The following is a 15577-nucleotide window of genomic DNA, read 5'->3' on the forward strand; positions in this document are numbered from 1 at the left end:
ACCGGCCTGACTGATTGACCGGCCTGACTGATGGAACAGGTGAGATGACGACGCTTGACCTCCCCCCGGCGCTACCCGCGGTAGCCCCGGCCCGCCTGCGGCCCGGGGCTACCGCGCGGGCGCTGCACGGCCTGCGCCGAGCCCTGTTCATCGGTCTGCCGGTGGGGTTGCTGTCCACGTTCATCACCTACGGGATGGGAGCGCTGACCGACACAAACCCGGCCGCGGAAGTGCTGGGTGTAACCGCCACCCCGGCGGACATCGCCCGGATGAACCACTACTTCGGCCTCGACCGGCCGTTCCTGGTCCAGTACGTCAGCTGGCTCGGGCATGCCCTCACCGGGGATCTCGGGCGGTCCTACTTCACCACGCTCCCGGTGGCCGACAGCGTCGGCCGAGCGTTGCCGGTCGACGTGTCGCTCGCCCTCGTCGCCGTGTCGATTGCCGTCCTTGCAGGCGGCGCGCTCGGCATCGCAGCAGCGCTGAACAACGGGGGGCGCTTGGACCGTACGGTCACCGCGCTGTGTGCCGCCGCGTCGACGGTGCCGCCGTTTGTGATCGGCATCGGTCTCATCGTGCTCTTCTCGGTGATGATCCCCATCCTCCCGTCGGGAGGGTACGTCCCGATCACCGACGACCCCGGACAATGGCTGCGGTTCATCATCCTGCCGGGGCTCGCGCTCTCCGCGGATCTTGCCGCCGACATCGCCCGCCAGCTGCGCACCTCGCTGGTCGGGGCGATGGGAGAGAACTACGTGACCGGCGCGGTCGTGCGCGGCCTGTCGAGGCGGCGGGTGGTGTTCGGCCACGCGTTGCGTAACGCCGCGGGCCCCGCGCTCACCGTGCTGGGCATCCGGATTCCCATTCTCATCGGCAGCACGGTCGTCGCCGAAGTGGTCTTCAGTCTGCCGGGCCTGGGCACACTCGGGCTCGACGCGGCGAGTCGGGGTGACATCCCGTTGATCCAGGGGACGTTGCTCGCCGCGATTGTCATCGTCGTCGTCTCCAATGTGCTGGTGAACGGCGCACTCGTGCGGCTACGGCCGCAGGCGAGGAGGACACCGTGACCACGCTGCGGCGGGCTGCACGGCTGCGGTCCACGAAGATCGCACTGGTGATACTCGGTCTGGTGGCCGTGCTCGCGGTCGCCGGTGGGGCGCTCGCCCCACACGACCCGCTCGCGCAGGACACCTCCGCCGTCCTGCGCGGACCAAGTGGCGGGCACTGGTTCGGTACCGACTACCTCGGCCGGGATGTGCTCAGCCGGCTGATGGACGCCACCGGCCGCTCGGTGGTGGGTGCGCTGGAGGCGGTCGTGGTCGGTTTCGTGCTCGGAGTGCCCACCGGACTCGCCTCCGTCGTCTGCGGCAGAATCTTCGAATGGGCCGTGCAGCGGACGGCGGACACGCTGATGACGCTGCCTTACATCATCTTCGCCATCGCGGTGACCGGAATCATCGGTAACGGCTCCCATCAGGCGATGCTCGCCATCGGGGTGCTCTTCTCCCCGCTCTTCTTCCGGATCACCCGAGCCGTGACCCTGGGGCTCACCGCGGCCCAGTACGTCGAGGTCGCCGAGCTGCTCGGCGCATCCCGCGGCTGGATCATCCGTACGCACATCTGGAACAAGGTGCTCCCGACGATCGCGGTGACCACCGCCAACGCGGCCGCCAGCGCCCTGCTGGCCGTGCAGTCGCTGTCGTTCCTCGGCATCGGCGTGCAGCCGCCCGCCCCCACCTGGGGCGGGATGCTCTCCAGCGACCTGGGGTTCCTTGCCCAGCAGCCGTGGTCACCGGCCATCCCCGCTGCGGCAATCATGATCACGGTGGCTTCCCTGAACGCCATCGCCGACGCGATCCGGGACACCGCCGGCGTCCCGGTGGACGACGAGGCGGCCGGCGGGACCATTCCCGCCACCGCCACCGCCACCGCCACCGCCACCGCCGTACCTGCCAGGGAGGAGACATATGCATAGGCTCCGCCGCACGGCCACCGCCTCCCGGACAACCACCGGTACCGTTACCGCCGCGGGGCCGGCGGACAGCGTCCTGTTGACGGTCGACGGCCTGCGGGTCACCGTGGCCGACGGTCGGGCCGAAGCCGTGCGCGGCGTGTCGTTCGAGGTCCGGCGGGGCGAGGCGGTCGGCATCGTCGGGGAGTCCGGCAGTGGCAAGACGCTGGCCTGCCGGTCGGTGCTCGGTGTTCTGCCCCCGGGTTGCGCGGTGAGCGGCGGCAGCATCGACTTCGCCGGCAGCTCGCTGGTCGAGCTGCCCCGGCGGGCCTGGGAGGAGCTGCGCGGGACGCGGATCGCCGCGGTCTTCCAGGACCCGGCGTCCTACCTCAATCCTTCGCACACCGTGGGCCACCAGCTTTCCGAACAACTGCGGGTGAAGCGTCGCAGCTCGCGGCGGGAGGCACACCAGACAGCGGTGGCACTGCTGGAGACGATGGGGCTGCACGAACCCGAACAGGTGTACCGGCAGTACCCGCACCAGCTCTCCGGCGGCATGCTGCAGCGGGTCGTGCTGGCGATCGCCGTGTCCGGCGAACCGGAGCTGCTCGTCGCGGATGAGGCGACCACGGCGCTCGACGTCACGATCCAGGCCGAGGTGCTGGAGCTGTTGGCACGGCTGCGGGCGGACCGCGGCCTGACCGTCCTCGCAGTCTCGCACGACCTCGCTGTCATCACCGAGCTCTGCGACCGGCTGCTGGTGTTCTACGCGGGCGAGCTCATCGAGACCGGCCCGACCGCCGAGGTGCTGGACGCGCCACGGCATCCCTACACCGAGGCATTGCTGCGGGTCGCGTCGGTCGGGAACTGGGAACGGCGGACTCTCGACGTCATCGAGGGCCAGCCGCCACCGGTCGGTGCCGCGATCAGCGGCTGCCGGTTCGCCGACCGGTGCGCCTTCGTGACGGCGCAGTGCCGTTCCGGCCCTGTGCCACTGACCGGAGCGGGGGATGGACGGGCCGTGCGGTGCGTCCGGGCCGAGGAGATCGTGCTGAGCGGAGCAGGAGTCGTCGCATGACCGATTCCAGGCTGGCCACTGCGTTGCCCATCCAGGTCGGACGGGCTGAGCTGCCGCAGGTGCCGTTGCTGGCGGTCGAGGGCCTCGGGGTGTCCTTTCCCCGGCCCGGCGGCAGCGGTCGGGTCACCGTACTGGCCGATGTCGGGCTGACCGTCCGCGCCGGCGAGATCGTCGGTGTCATCGGCGAGACGGGATCGGGCAAGACGACGTTCGCGCGAGCCATCGTCGGGCTCGGCAAGCCTGACACCGGCCGGGTCGTCCTTGATGGTCGGGACATCTCCCGGCTCCGTGGCCGTGCCCTTGGTGAGTTCCGGCGGACAGGAGCGATCCAGTTCGTCTTCCAGGACCCGCTGCGCTCACTGGATCCAGACCTCACCGTCGGTGCCAGCGTGGCGGAGGGGCTGACGATCGCCGGCGATGGGACCCGCAGCGAGCGGGCCGAACGGGTGGTCGATGCGCTACGTCGGGTCGGGCTCGACCCGACGGTCGCGCACCGCCGGCCGGGTGCGATCTCCGGTGGGCAACGGCAGCGGGTCTCCATCGCCCGCGCCGTCATCAGGCGCCCGCGGCTGTTGCTGTGCGACGAGCCGGTCAGCGCGTTGGACGCCTCCAACCGCAACCACATTCTGCGGCTGCTCGACGGACTGCGCAGGGAGCTGACGGTCGGGATTCTGCTGATCTCCCATGACCTCAGCTCGCTGGCCGGCATCGCCGATCGCGTCGTCGTGCTCTACCGGGGGCGGGTCGTCGAGGACGGTCCCATCGCGGACGTGTTCAGCAGGCCCCGGCATCCCTACACGGCCCTTCTGATCGCATCCGCCCCGAGCATTCGGCGGGAGAACCGGCTTTCTCCCGCGCAGTTGCGGCCCGACGCCGCCGGCAGCCCGACCTCGCGCCGTCCCCTGACCAACGGTGGCTGCGTGTTCGCCCACCGGTGCCCCTTCGCCACCGAGGTCTGCGCCGGGGCCCCGGCACTGCGCGCCGTCCCCGACCGGCCGGAACCGGGCCGCGGAGGCTGGACGGCAGCCTGTCATCACGTCGCCACCTGGCGCGAACAGATCGGCGCAGCCACATAGCCGAAAGCACATAGCCGAAAGCACACAGCCGAAAGCACACAGCCGCAGCAACCTGGGCCATCGAACACACATCGATTCTGAAGACAGATCGGCTACGGAAAGGGAGCTTCCAGCGTGAGCATCGAATTCATCGGTATCGCGAGCACCTTCGCGGGCAGCGAGTCGGAGGCGTTTTCGGGTCCGGCGGTTGACCCCGACTATCTGGAGCGGCTGGTGCGCACGCACGAGGACGCCGGGTTCGACCGGGTCCTGGTCGCGCACGCCTCCATCACCCCGGACGGCTTCGTCATCACCGACCAGATCCTGTCCCGCACGACGACGCTCAAGGTGCTGTTGGCGCACCGGCCCGGTTTCACAGCTCCGACGATCGCCGCTCGCCAGTTCGCGACGCTGGATGCCTTCCATCCGGGCCGGGTGGCACTGCACGTCATCACCGGCGGCGACGACGCCGACCAGGCGCGCGACGGGGACCTGTCCGACAAGGTGACCCGGTACCGGCGCACCGACGAGTTCCTCGATGTGCTGCGCCGCGAATGGGCATCGACCGAGCCGTTCGACTACGACGGCGAGTTCTACACGATCCGCGGCGCCCGGTCCTCGGTGCGGCCGGACGGCCGTATCCCGATCTACTTCGGCGGAGCCTCCGCGGACGCGGTGCGGGTGGGCGGTAAGCACGCCGACGTGTATGCGTTCTGGGGTGAGCCGATCGCCGGCATCATCGAGCGGATCGGCGAGGTGCGCGCGGCGGCTGCACCATACGGCCGCAACCCGCGGTTCAGCGTGAGTCTGCGTCCCATCCCCGCCGACACCGAGCAGGCCGCCTGGCAGCGCGCGGCGGAGATCCTGGAGCTCACCAGAGAACGGGTCGGCGAGCTGAAGAAGACCTTCAACATCGAAAGCCCGGCGCAGGCTGGCAGCCAGCGGTTGCTGCGCTATGCCGACCAGGCGGAGGTGCACGACAAGCGGCTGTGGACCGCGGTCGCCAAAGCCACCGGCGCGGCCGGGAACTCCACCGCCCTCGTCGGCAGTTACGAGCAGGTTGCCGAGTCGCTCGTCGACTATGTCAACATCGGCGTGTCGACGCTGCTCATCCGCGGGTTCGCACCGCTGGACGACGCCCGGGACTACGGCACGCTGATCCGTCTGGTCCGGGAACAGACCGCCGACCGCGAGGCCGTCGGCGTACCTGCCCAGGTCCCCGCTGCCCGCTGGTAAGCAGAGGAGAAGGCATTGACGGCGACCGGAGGACGTTCCCGACGACGTCGCACTGGGGCGCCTACGGCGTCCGGGTCGACGCGGACGGCGGGATCACGGTGGTTCCGCATCCCGACGACCCGGCGCCGTCGCCGCTGCTCGCCAACGTCCCCGGCGGGCTGCGTCACCCGACCCGGGTGGCGCGCCCCGCCGTCCGCCGGGGATGGCTGGAAGGTGGCCCGGGCCCGGCGGACGGACGCGGACGGGAGGAGTTCGTCGAACTCGACTGGGATGAGGCCCTCGATCTGCTCGCCGCCGAGCTGAACCGGGTCCGGCGCGAACACGGCAACGAGGCGATCTTCGGCGGATCCTACGGCTGGGCGAGCGCGGGCCGCTTCCACCACGCGCAGAGCCAGCTGCACCGGTTCCTCAACACCATCGGCGGGTTTACCGGCTCCCGGAACTCCTACAGCAACGGCACGTCAACGGTGCTTCTGCCCCACCTGGTGGGGAGCGCCGACGCGGTGCTGCGCGCGGCCTCGTCCTGGCCGACGATCGTGGAGAACACCGAGCTGATCGTCGCCTTCGGCGGCATCCCGGCCAAGAACGTGTTCGTCACGCCCGGCGGGGTGTTCACCCAGGGCCGCGACGCCCGCGGCTGGCTCGTTCACCTCTACGCAGGCTGGCGTGCCGACCTGGTCGGGCGCGGTATCGATGTGCCCACTTTCGAGGAGTTCTGGGCCGCCGGCGAATACCGGCTGCCCGCCGGCCCGAGCCACTACACACTGTTCGAGCGGTTCCGCGCAGATCCGGACGCGAACCCGCTCGCCACCCCCAGCGGGCGGATCGAGATCGTTTCCGCGACCGTGGGCTCCTTCGGGTATCCCGACTGCGCCGGCCATCCGGTCTGGCTGGAGCCGACCGAGTGGCTCGGCGCACCGCAGGCTGCCGTCCACCCCCTCCACCTCATCGCCAACCAGCCGAGCACCCGACTGCACAGCCAGCTCGATGGCGGCGCGGTGAGCCAGGCCGCCAAGATCGCCGGTAGGGAGGCGGTACGCATCCATCCCACCGACGCCGCTGCCCGGGGGATCGCCGGCGGGGACGTTGTGCGTGTGTTCAACGAGCGCGGCGGCTGCCTCGCCGGAGCGGTGCTGACCGACGATCTGCGTCCGGGCGTCGTCCAGTTGCCCACCGGGGCCTGGTTCGACCCGCTGGACGACCACCCGTCCGGCCCTCTCTGCGTCCACGGCAATCCCAACGTGCTCACCGCTGACGTGCCGACCTCCCGACTGTCCCAGGGTTGTGTCGGCCAGCATGCCCTGGTCGAGATCAAGCGTTGGGTCGGTGAGCTGCCGCCGCTCACCGTCGCAGCATCCCCGCCGGGCACCCGTCCCTGGTCTGCCAGGCCCTAGTGATCGAACGCCGTGCCCTCGGGCGCTCCTAGCCCCTGTGGCCGGGCGTTCTTATGTCGGCTTCCCTGTGTCGACCCGGCTGTGGATGAGGGTCTCGAGGAAGAGGAGTATCCGCGCGGCGGCCCAACGGAAGCTGCTGTCGCGCAGGACGCCGTGGCCGCTGGGCACGACCGCAAGCTCCGCTCGGGGTGCCGTCCGCGTCAGCATCTGGGCGAGCGGCAGCGGGCTGATCTGGTCGTCGTCGCCGTGGATGAGGAGGATCGGCATGTCGGGCAGTGCCCGCGGGGGCAGCTCGGTCAGCGGCTCGCCGGACACGGGCCGCTGGAGCAGGGGTAGGCCGAGGAGGACGAGTCCGTCCGCCCGCAGTGCCGGCGAGCCGGCGAGAACGAGCGCCCGTAGTGCGCCGGTGTCCGATCCGAGAAGAACGAATGGTACGTCCGGGTTACGTATTTCGCCGAGTGAGATGGCTGTGCCGTCGCCCGATCGTGTGATTGTGGTTGCGTGGCCGTCCAGAGCGAGTCTGATCGCCAGGGGTTCGAAACGTTTCGCTGTCTCGTGTCGTCCGGTGAGCAGGGCGACGGACGTACGGCCGGTTGGGGACGCAGCGCGGGCAGGTCGGTGGGAAGGCTGCTTCACAACGGCGTAGGCGGCGTCATCGGCGTCTTGGATGGCGCGGTCGACCGTACGGTACACAGGGGTCACGGGTCTCTCCTATCGTGCACCCGGGCCGGCCACGGCGGACATGCGCGGTCCCGGGGGTCGCGGATACGGGAGGAGGATCGATGGGACCCCGCAGCATTGTGTGGCGGGGCCTGGGCAGGAGAAACAGCAGGCGAACACGCTGGGGAGACGTCTCGCCGATCGTGGCCGCCCCCGCAACCGGCCCTTGGCGCGCCCGAGCCCAGGCCGTTCGCCCGGAAAGCCGGGGTACCGGTGCATCACGACCGGGGAGCCGCGCCACTCGCGAAGCGATGGCGTGGATCGCGATGCGCGGGGACCGATGATGCCAGGCGTCGCCCGGGCATTGTGATCCGGACAGTCCCTGTCGTCGGTCGCTCTAGGGCGCGGGGCGCAGACAGGTCGCCGAAGCGATTCGCATGAGGTCGATGTGAGCTTGTATCACGAGCCACGCCGAGCAGCAACGATGCTTCACATCCTCCGCCCTGCACTCGCCGGGGCCAAATGTCAACTTTCCCGGTGCGGTCAGTTGGATTATTCCCCTGTCGGGCAGGGCAGGGGGATGTTGCGATCACCCGGCCGCGATGTCGGTTGACACCGCGTCGATGCGGCCGGCCGGCCGGTCCAGTCCGTAGTGATCACGCAATGTCGTCCCGGTGTATTCAGTCCGGAACAGTCCGCGCCGTTGCAGGATCGGCACCACGTAGTCCACGAAGTCCTCCAGCGCACCGGGCAGGTAGGGCGGCATCACGTTGAAGCCGTCGGCGGCGCCGTTGGTGAACCACTGTTCCAGCTGGTCTGCGACCTGTTCCGGGGTGCCGGCGAAGACACGGTGACCGCGGCCGGCGGCGAGCCGGGTCAGCAACTGACCGATGGTGAGGTTCTCCCGGCGGGCCAGTTCCACAACGAGCGTGAAACGGCTCTTGTTGCCGTTGATGTCGTCGACGTTCGGCAGCTCCGCCGGCAGCGGGCCGTCGAGCGGATGGTCAGAAAGGTCGACGCCGACCATTGTCGACAGCTGGCCAAGGCCATATTCGGGTACGATCAGGCTGTCCAGTTCGGCTTCCCGCTGTTTTGCTTCCTTCTCGGTCGAACCGAGAACAGACGCGATTCCAGGCAGAATTTTGATCCGTTCCGGTGAACGGCCGTGACGGGCTGCGCGCTGTTTCAGATCGGAGTAGAATGCCTGGCCGTCGGCGAGGGTCTGCTGCGCGGTGAAGACCGCCTCGGCGTACCGTGCGGCAAATTCCCTGCCGTCCTCGGAGGAGCCGGCCTGTACGAGGAGCGGATGACCCTGGGGAGTGCGGGGAACATTCAGTGGTCCGGCCACCGAAAAATATTGGCCGGTGTGGTTGACCGGGTGGATCCGGGCGGTGTCGGCATACACTCCGGACCGTTTGTCGTAGACGAGCGCGTCGTCCTGCCAGCTGTCCCACAACGCGAGCGCAACGTCCACGAACTCCGCCGCACGCCGGTAGCGGCGATGGTGTTCCAAATGGGCCTGCGCATTGAAGTTGCGCGCTTCGTTCTCCTGCGCGGAGGTGACGATGTTCCAGCCCGCGCGACCGCCGCTGATGTGGTCCAGGGAGGCGAACTTACGGGCCACATGAAAAGGTTCGTTGTACGTCGTCGAAACCGTGGCGATCAGCCCGATGCGACTGGTCGCCACGGCGATCGCGGACAACAGGGTCAGTGGCTCGAAACGGCCGGAGAAATTGTACCGAACGTTGTTCCACAGGGCGAGCCCGTCGGCCAGGAAGATCGAGTCGAATTTACCGCGCTCGGCGAGCTGGGCGAGGCGAATGTAATGGTCGACCGATCCATCGCGTTCGGGTTCGCTGGTCGGGTGCCGCCAGGCGGCCTCGTGGTGCCCGACGTGCATGAGGAAGGCGTTGAGGTGGAGGTGGCGGGGCTGGTCGCTCATCTGGTCCCGATTCTCGGTGGCCCGACCCAGTGGCCTGGCTGCTGCGTGTTCGGTTGGTCAGCGGTCACAGCGGTCACAGCGGTCACAGCGGTCACAGCGGTCAGACCTCAGGGGTGACGCGCCAGCGCGAGAATCGCCGCTCCAGGGTCAGGAGTAGGTAGTTTATACCAAGCCCGATCACGGATATCGTGATGATTCCGGCGTACATCTCCGGGATGTCGAAGTTCGACTGCGCATAGTTGATCAAGTAGCCGAGACCTGCTTTCGCACCGACCAGCTCCGCGGCGATGAGTATCAGGATCGCGTACGCCCCGGCGAGACGGATGCCGGTGAAGACAGTCGGCACAGCGGCAGGAAGAATGACCTTCTGGAAAAGCCGTGGCGAGGACAGGCCCATCGAGCGCGCTGATTTGATCAGCAGCGGGTCGACGTTATTGACGCCGCTGACGGTGTTCAACAGAATGGGCCAGACGCAGCCGTAGGTGACGATTCCTATCTTCGATGATTCGCCGATACCGAGAATCAGGACGAACACCGGGAGGAGGGCCAGCGGGGCCGTGTTACGGAACAGTTCCAGCAGCGGGTTCAGAAGCTCGGCCAGTTGCCGGAACCAGCCGATCAGCAGTCCCAGGGGCAGCGCGATCGCGATGGCGAGAGTGAAACCGGCGCCGGCGCGCGTCAGGCTCGCTTCCGTGTTCGCCCAGATGTCGCCGCTGATGAACAGCGCCCACCACTCGTCGATTACTTCGGAGAAGGGCGGCAGGAACACCCGGTCGACGACACCCGCTCGGGGTAGTACCTCCCAAGCGGTCAGGAGCGCAACAATCGCCACGATGCGGCGGAGCACGGTGGCCGCAACCCGTAGCGAAGCCGCCCACCATCGCATACCGGGCGGCCCGCCGGACTCGGCGGGTTCCAGCACGGGTTCGGCCACGGCCGATCCGATGGTGTCATCAATGGTTGCCGACACGGGTCACCTCTTTGCGGGTATACCTATTGATCCCGGCGGCCTTGATTTCCTCGACAACGCCGTTTCCGTCGTTTCCGCCGTTTCCGCCGGCTCCGGTCGACCTGGCACCGACCGATGCCGGGTCCGGCGCTGCATCCGGTGCATGGACCGACATGTCCCGCCCGTGCGGGATGTCAACCCGGCGTTCGGCCTGCTGCGCGTTGGCGACCTCGTCGTGGAGGAGCTCCCATACCAGATGCCGGTAGTGCACGAACTCCGGATCGGAACGGGGGTCGTCGCTGGCCGTACCGGCGGGAGGGACGTCGATGATTTTCTTGATCCGGCCGGGCCGCGACGTCATCACGGCGACCCGTTGACCGAGGTACACGGCCTCATCGATCGAGTGTGTGATGAACAGGATGGTCTTGCGCGTTTTCGCCCAGATCCGCAGCAGCTCGTCCTGTAGCGTCTCCCGCGTCTGCGCGTCCAACGCGGCGAACGGCTCGTCCATGAGCAGCACCGCAGGGTCGTAGGCGAGGCTGCGCGCGATCGCCACCCGCTGTTTCATGCCTCCGGACAGTTCATGCGGATAGCGACGTTCGAATCCGGTCAGTCCGACGAGGTCCAGATAGGATTTCGCCCGCACGGAGCGTTCGGACCTCGGGATGCGTTTGGCTTCGAGACCGAACTCGATGTTCCCCAGCGCGGTCCGCCATGGGAAGAGTGCATATTGCTGGAAGACGATTCCGCGGTCGAGGCCCGGCCCCGAGACCGGGACACCGTCGACGAGAATGCGCCCGCTGCTGGGTCTGGTCAGCCCGCCGAGGAGGTCAAGCAGGGTAGATTTGCCGCACCCGCTCGGCCCGACCAGGACGAGGAATTCGCCACTGCGAATATCCAGGTCCACCTCGGAGATCGCGGTGAACTCGCTGCTCGTGCCGCGTGGTCGGGTGTCGGCCCGAATGGTGAAATTCTTCGTAACCCGTTGGAATTCTATTGTACTCACGTGCATTCCTCCTCGCGGCGGTACACGGTGGTTCCCGGCACACAGTGTGCCGGGAACCACCGTGTACCGCCGGGGTCAGGAGCCGGTGGCAGCTCGGAATGGGCTGAACTCGTTGGTGAAAAGGTCGGTCAGCGCAACGTCCTTCTTCAACTCACCGCGCTCCCGCAGGAAGTCGATCCAGCGGCTGAATTCCGCGTCCTGGATGCGGCCGCCCTGCCCGGCCACCCCGTAACTCTTCCAGAACTTGATCGCGCTCTTGTCCTCCTGGCGTCCCCGCTTGTCGATGATTTGTTCGAAACGTGCGATCACTTCCGCCCGTGGTGTTGTCTTTGCCCACTCAAGGGCTTTGGCGACGCCCTCGACGAACTGCTTCGTGGTCGTCGGGTTCTTCTTGATGAAATCATTACGCAGCACCAGGCTGCCGGCGGAGAACGTCCCGAAGAGCTCGTAGTCGCTGAACAGCTGGCGGAGCCCCCCTCGTTCCAGCGCCTTGTCCCGCAGGATTCCACCGAGCGCGGCGACGTCGATCTGACCGGCGCGTAGTGACTGTTCGGTGTTGACCGGCGGAACCACCGTGGGAACGACCTTCTTGATTTCCTCGGCGCTGAGGCCCTGCTTCTTGAGGTAGGCGTCCAGGACGGCTTCGAGATGCGCGCCGAGTGTGTTCACTCCGATCTTCTTGCCGATCAGGTCGCGGGCGGACGAGATCGGGCTGCTCTCCGGCACGAAATAGCCGATATAGGAATCCTTGTCGGCTCCGTAATAGCTGATCACCGATTTGATCGGAGCGCCGGCCGCTATCAGCTTGATGATGGCGCCGTTGAACGCACCGCCGAAGTCGGTGTCACCGGTGGTGGCAGCCTGGATATCCTGCGGACCGCTGATGGTGTTCCCGATCCACTTGAGCGTGATCGGGCCGAGATAGCCGAGGTCGGCGGCGAGCTCAGGAGGGGTGACCTGGCCGACTGAGCCCTGGTAGCGCAGCTCGGTCTGCTGGGCGCCCGAAGCCGAAGCCGAACCCGAACCCGAACCCGAACCACTGCCGCATGCCACAGCCACCAGGGCGGTCACGGCCAGGGCTGCGGCGACTGTGAGGGCCTCGGATTTCCTGCGGATGGTGCAAAACATGGTGCGTCCTTCACATGGGTGCGGGTGAACTGTCGGTACGCGTCGCCGGCCGGGTCCGGGGGCGGGCGATTTGAGAGGCGTGGGGCATGGGGCATGGGGCGCCGCGAGGTTGCAGTGCCGTCCGGGTGAGGGCACGGGCGCCACGCCGGAGCGACAAAGAAATATAGAAGGGGGATCAGATACGGAAAGGTGAAGCAGGAATAGACGAGGAGAGCTGTCCAGGTCGGGTCTTGGTGCTGACAGCGCAGCCACCGACAGCGCGAATGTGTCACCGGGGCGGGAAAGTCCCGGTGTGGTCGGCTACCGCCGGTTCAGTTCGACTGTACGAAACGCCCGGTAGCCGTGGACAGCCGTCATGTCCACCACGAACCCCTCAGGAGAAGCGGGCCGGGTCAGCGACAACAAAGATCACTGGCGACGTGGACATGGTCCACCGTCCGCCGGATCAAGAATCGCCTGTTCAGCACGTTGCCGACTATGTCGGTTGACATGATGGGTTGTCAACCGTCGGACGACCGGCATGACCAGCCCGACGCCTCAGGGCCGCGGCGCCTCCCTGATCGAAACCATGGTCATCCGTCCGGGAGTACGCGGCTCAATTATTTTCACTGCACTGCTAAACGTTGACCCGCCTGAGAGCGGACCGGAGCATAGGCGCCGTGGCCGGTTAGCCGACCACCGTAGCCGGCCCTGTCACCACCGCTGGATACCAGCGGCTCCTGCGTACGTGCTGGCGTGTAAGCGCCGGCGGTAGCCGGGGCCATCCGGGTGCCGGGGTGCCTGAATGGCGCACCGCCACATTATCGACCTATACGTCCGGGATTTCGGCGTCCGCGACTTCCGCTCGTCCGAATCACCGATCGACCTGTTTGGTACGGTTTCGCCCGTCCCTGGACGACCACTGCGGTCCCGCGGCATGCCGGGCAGGTCACGCCCATCCGCCCATCTCGACCATGGAGCACCTGACGATGACACACGTCGTGCACGAACTGGGGATCGACGTCCGACCTCTCTCCGGGTACACCGGGGCTGAGGTTCACGGTGTCGATCTGAGTCGGGATCTCGACGACCAGACGGTCGCTGAGATCCGGTCCGCCCTCCTGCGCTGGAAGGTCGTCTTCTTCCGCGGTCAGTCGATCGGTCACGCTGAGCAGATCGCTTTCGCGGCGAAGTTCGGTGAGCTCACGGCTGCCCATCCCTACGAGGACACGCCGCCGGACGGCTTCCCGCAGATTCTGCCCATCGACAGTCGGCGCTACGAGGCGAAGTTCGGCACGCGGAAGGTGACCTATGACAACGGCTGGCACACCGACGTCACAGCGTTGGTGAACCCACCGGCCGGGTCCATCCTGCGTGCCGACATCGTCCCGCCGTACGGCGGTGACACCGCTTGGACCAACCTCGTCGCAGCCTACGAGGGCCTGCCGGCTCCGCTGCAGAGCCTGGCCGACCAGCTGCGAGCCAGGCACAGCTTCGGTGGGAACCGCCGCCTGTTCGCCGCCGACTCAGACTACGCCAGGAGGGTCGCCGCCGAGCCACTGGTGGCGATCCACCCGGTGGTCCGCGTCCATCCCGAGAGTGGCGAGCGGGCCCTGTTCGTCAGCCCGAGTTTCACCGCGGGCGAGAACGAGATCATCGGATTTTCGTCCCGCCAGAGCCGCAGGCTGCTCGAACTTTTCTACGAGGAGGTGTCCCGGCCGGAGTACACGGTGCGGTTCCGGTGGCAGCCCGGAGACGTCGCGTTCTGGGACAACCGGGCCACCGCGCATCTCGGGCCGTCCGATCTCGGTCATCTCGACTTCGACCGGGTGCTGTACCGGGTCACGCTCGTCGGTGACATTCCCGTCGGCGTCGACGGGAAGCAATCCGAACTCATCACCGGGCAGCCGTTCCTCGCCAACTGAGCATCCCGAGCATCTGATCAAGGAGAATCATGACCGTCACAGGCACGGATTTCGACGTCCGGCGGGTCGCCGGACGGATCGGCGCCGAAGTGGTCGGCGTGGACCTACGCGAGGACCTCGACGACGACACGATCGCTTCGATCCGGGCGGCGCTGCTGGAGTACAAGGCGCTGTTCTTCCGCGGTCAGACGCTGGACGACGCCGGACAGCAGCGATTCGCCGCGCGCTTCGGTGAGCTCACCACGGCTCATCCCACGGTTCCGTCACTGGAGGGCAGCCCGAACGTACTGCCGGTCGATTCGGCGCAGGGTCGGGCCAACAACTGGCATACCGACGTCACCTTCCTCGTCAGCCCGCCGTCCGCGAGCACGCTGCGCAGCATCGTGGTCCCGCCCTATGGCGGGGATACTCTCATCGCGAACTCGGCCGCCGCCTACCGGGATCTGCCCGGTGAACTTCGCGAACTGGCCGACCGGATCTGGGCGGAGCACACCAACGACTACGATTACGCGATACCGTCGGCGGACTCGGAGAAGACAAAGGCGTTCCGTGAGATATTCGTTTCCCGGAAATACCGGACCGCTCACCCGGTCGTCCGGGTACATCCTGAAACGGGGGAGCGGGGCCTGTTCATCGGCGGCTTCGCGCAGCGGATCGCCGGTTTGTCCACGACCGAGTCCCGCGACATCCTCCGTCTTCTCCAGGCCTATGTCACCCGCCCGGAGAACACCGTCCGCTGGCGGTGGGCGCCGGGTGACCTCGCCTTCTTCGACAACCGGATCACCCAGCACTACGCGGTTGACGACTACGGTGACCTCCCGAGACTGTTGCACCGGGTGACCGTGGCCGGCGGTGTGCCGGTGGGGGCGGACGGCCGGCGTAGCTACGCCATCGAAGGTGACGACGCCTCGCACTACACGCCGCTCGCGGCGTAACCGGCCTGCACCCGTCAGGTAGTTCGTCCGCCCCGTTGCCGGTTCGTTTCGGCGACGGGGCGGATTCGTGTGTCCGGTCCGGGAACAACCGGTTTTCGCCGTCGGCTCGGCTGCGGCCAGGTGTGACAGGCCTTTCCGCTGTGCGTGAGTAGGTTTTCCTACCAAGTTAGTTGACAATCGTTGTGGACTTCCTTACCCTCATCGGTATGAGGGGGCGCACCTATCTGGTCTGTCGCGTCCACATCGACCTGCGTCGAGTGGCGAGCGCACTCTGTTGGTCGGTCTGATCCGACCCGGTCGCTCCATCCGGGTGTGACCAACCGTTGACATTCGCGCAGA

General features: G+C 67.4%; 13 protein-coding genes and 1 pseudogene. 9 read left to right on the plus strand and 5 right to left on the minus strand.

The window, feature by feature from the left end:
• Positions 1-44 precede the first annotated feature (44 nt).
• The 6 genes from U9983_RS03390 to U9983_RS03415 all read left to right on the plus strand — a co-directional run bounded on the left by U9983_RS03390 (position 45) and on the right by U9983_RS03415 (position 6714).
• Complete coding sequence (locus U9983_RS03390) at positions 45-1067, plus strand: ABC transporter permease (protein ID WP_322752607.1); 1023 nt, start codon at positions 45-47, stop codon at positions 1065-1067.
• Positions 1064-1975, plus strand: coding sequence for an ABC transporter permease (locus tag U9983_RS03395; RefSeq protein ID WP_322752608.1), 912 nt, complete (start codon positions 1064-1066; stop codon positions 1973-1975). The genes U9983_RS03390 and U9983_RS03395 overlap by 4 nt, the downstream gene beginning before the upstream one ends.
• Positions 1968-3029, plus strand: coding sequence for an ABC transporter ATP-binding protein (locus tag U9983_RS03400; RefSeq protein WP_322752609.1), 1062 nt, complete (start codon positions 1968-1970; stop codon positions 3027-3029). Before U9983_RS03395 ends, U9983_RS03400 begins: the two co-directional genes overlap by 8 nt.
• Positions 3026-4105, plus strand: a complete 1080-nt coding sequence (locus U9983_RS03405) for an ABC transporter ATP-binding protein (protein WP_322752610.1) — start codon at positions 3026-3028, stop codon at positions 4103-4105. The genes U9983_RS03400 and U9983_RS03405 overlap by 4 nt, the downstream gene beginning before the upstream one ends.
• Positions 4106-4219: 114 nt before the next feature.
• Positions 4220-5320: an LLM class flavin-dependent oxidoreductase gene (locus tag U9983_RS03410; protein WP_322752611.1), complete on the plus strand. Its 1101-nt coding sequence runs from the start codon at positions 4220-4222 to the stop codon at positions 5318-5320.
• Positions 5321-5334: 14 nt separating this feature from the next.
• Positions 5335-6714, plus strand: coding sequence for a molybdopterin dinucleotide binding domain-containing protein (locus tag U9983_RS03415; RefSeq protein ID WP_322752651.1), 1380 nt, complete (start codon positions 5335-5337; stop codon positions 6712-6714).
• Between the two features lie 51 nt (positions 6715-6765).
• Here U9983_RS03415 and U9983_RS03420 read toward each other — a convergent pair whose 3' ends face one another.
• The 5 genes and pseudogenes from U9983_RS03420 to U9983_RS03440 all read right to left on the minus strand — a co-directional run bounded on the left by U9983_RS03420 (position 6766) and on the right by U9983_RS03440 (position 12399).
• Positions 6766-7416, minus strand: coding sequence for an alpha/beta hydrolase (locus U9983_RS03420; RefSeq protein ID WP_322752612.1), 651 nt, complete (start codon positions 7414-7416; stop codon positions 6766-6768).
• A gap of 547 nt (positions 7417-7963) precedes the next feature.
• Complete coding sequence (locus tag U9983_RS03425) at positions 7964-9316, minus strand: LLM class flavin-dependent oxidoreductase (protein WP_322752613.1); 1353 nt, start codon at positions 9314-9316, stop codon at positions 7964-7966.
• A gap of 100 nt (positions 9317-9416) precedes the next feature.
• Positions 9417-10202: an ABC transporter permease gene (locus U9983_RS03430; RefSeq protein WP_416211265.1), complete on the minus strand. Its 786-nt coding sequence runs from the start codon at positions 10200-10202 to the stop codon at positions 9417-9419.
• Positions 10203-10467: 265 nt separating this feature from the next.
• Positions 10468-11277: pseudogene (locus U9983_RS03435) on the minus strand (ABC transporter ATP-binding protein); the annotation flags it as partial.
• A gap of 69 nt (positions 11278-11346) precedes the next feature.
• Positions 11347-12399, minus strand: a complete 1053-nt coding sequence (locus U9983_RS03440) for an ABC transporter substrate-binding protein (protein WP_322752616.1) — start codon at positions 12397-12399, stop codon at positions 11347-11349.
• Between the two features lie 968 nt (positions 12400-13367).
• Between U9983_RS03440 and U9983_RS03445 the strand changes: the two genes are divergently transcribed.
• The 3 genes from U9983_RS03445 to U9983_RS27705 all read left to right on the plus strand — a co-directional run bounded on the left by U9983_RS03445 (position 13368) and on the right by U9983_RS27705 (position 15525).
• The gene (locus U9983_RS03445; RefSeq protein WP_322752617.1) at positions 13368-14303 is read left to right on the plus strand and encodes a TauD/TfdA dioxygenase family protein; all 936 of its coding nucleotides are present in this window, start codon (positions 13368-13370) and stop codon (positions 14301-14303) included.
• Positions 14304-14332: 29 nt separating this feature from the next.
• Positions 14333-15238 (plus strand): TauD/TfdA dioxygenase family protein, encoded by a 906-nt coding sequence (locus tag U9983_RS03450; RefSeq protein WP_322752618.1) that lies wholly within the window; start codon positions 14333-14335, stop codon positions 15236-15238.
• A 206-nt stretch (positions 15239-15444) separates the two neighbouring features.
• The gene (locus tag U9983_RS27705; RefSeq protein WP_416211266.1) at positions 15445-15525 is read left to right on the plus strand and encodes a putative leader peptide; all 81 of its coding nucleotides are present in this window, start codon (positions 15445-15447) and stop codon (positions 15523-15525) included.
• The last annotated feature ends 52 nt before the right edge of the window (positions 15526-15577 follow it).

Source organism: Protofrankia sp. Cas3 (assembly GCF_963555955.1).
Lineage (GTDB): Bacteria > Actinomycetota > Actinomycetes > Frankiales > Frankiaceae > Protofrankia.

Coding starts and splice junctions, on each gene's coding strand:
- U9983_RS03400 (WP_322752609.1), top strand. CDS start 1,968: ATGCATAGGCTCCGCCGCACGGCCACCGCCTCCCGGACAACCACCGGT.
- U9983_RS03440 (WP_322752616.1), bottom strand. CDS start 12,399: ATGTTTTGCACCATCCGCAGGAAATCCGAGGCCCTCACAGTCGCCGCA.
- U9983_RS03445 (WP_322752617.1), top strand. CDS start 13,368: ATGACACACGTCGTGCACGAACTGGGGATCGACGTCCGACCTCTCTCC.
- U9983_RS03405 (WP_322752610.1), top strand. CDS start 3,026: ATGACCGATTCCAGGCTGGCCACTGCGTTGCCCATCCAGGTCGGACGG.
- U9983_RS27705 (WP_416211266.1), top strand. CDS start 15,445: ATGAGGGGGCGCACCTATCTGGTCTGTCGCGTCCACATCGACCTGCGT.
- U9983_RS03390 (WP_322752607.1), top strand. CDS start 45: ATGACGACGCTTGACCTCCCCCCGGCGCTACCCGCGGTAGCCCCGGCC.
- U9983_RS03450 (WP_322752618.1), top strand. CDS start 14,333: ATGACCGTCACAGGCACGGATTTCGACGTCCGGCGGGTCGCCGGACGG.
- U9983_RS03430 (WP_416211265.1), bottom strand. CDS start 10,202: ATGCGATGGTGGGCGGCTTCGCTACGGGTTGCGGCCACCGTGCTCCGC.
- U9983_RS03425 (WP_322752613.1), bottom strand. CDS start 9,316: ATGAGCGACCAGCCCCGCCACCTCCACCTCAACGCCTTCCTCATGCAC.